Here is a 340-nt window from a genome sequence, read left to right on the forward strand (position 1 = left end):
CTTGCGCCCCGGATACCGGAAGCGTCTCGGCCTTGCTGGCGGTAGAAGTGGTTCGATCAATGCCCACAATTCGTCGTCGATGATTGGCCTGGCCATCTCCTCGCTCCGCTCGTCACAACGGTCGAGGTTAACAGCTTTGCGTTTGAGTTAAGGAAGGTCTGCAAAAGTCCTGGCATTGACGCCCCGTTCAGCTATCCTGGAACCAACGCGAATTAGTTGAGGAGAAGAGTGATGTCGCAGTTGGGTCTTGGTCTGGATCTGTCAACGAAGCGCACGCGCAAGCGGGAATTTCTCGATGAGATGCGGCGTGTTGTGCCTTGGTCGAAGCTGATTGCGCTGA

General features: G+C 55.6%; 2 pseudogenes. One reads left to right on the top strand and one right to left on the bottom strand.

The window, feature by feature from the left end:
- A pseudogene (locus C0Z16_RS37245) lies at positions 1 to 96 on the bottom strand (IS5/IS1182 family transposase); the annotation flags it as partial.
- A 135-nt stretch (positions 97 to 231) separates the two neighbouring features.
- On the opposite strand from C0Z16_RS37245, the pseudogene C0Z16_RS37250 reads away from it, so the two are divergent.
- Positions 232 to 340: pseudogene (locus C0Z16_RS37250) on the top strand (IS5/IS1182 family transposase); the annotation flags it as partial.

The sequence above is a fragment of the Paraburkholderia rhynchosiae genome, from assembly GCF_002879865.1.
In the GTDB taxonomy this organism is placed as follows: domain Bacteria; phylum Pseudomonadota; class Gammaproteobacteria; order Burkholderiales; family Burkholderiaceae; genus Paraburkholderia; species Paraburkholderia rhynchosiae.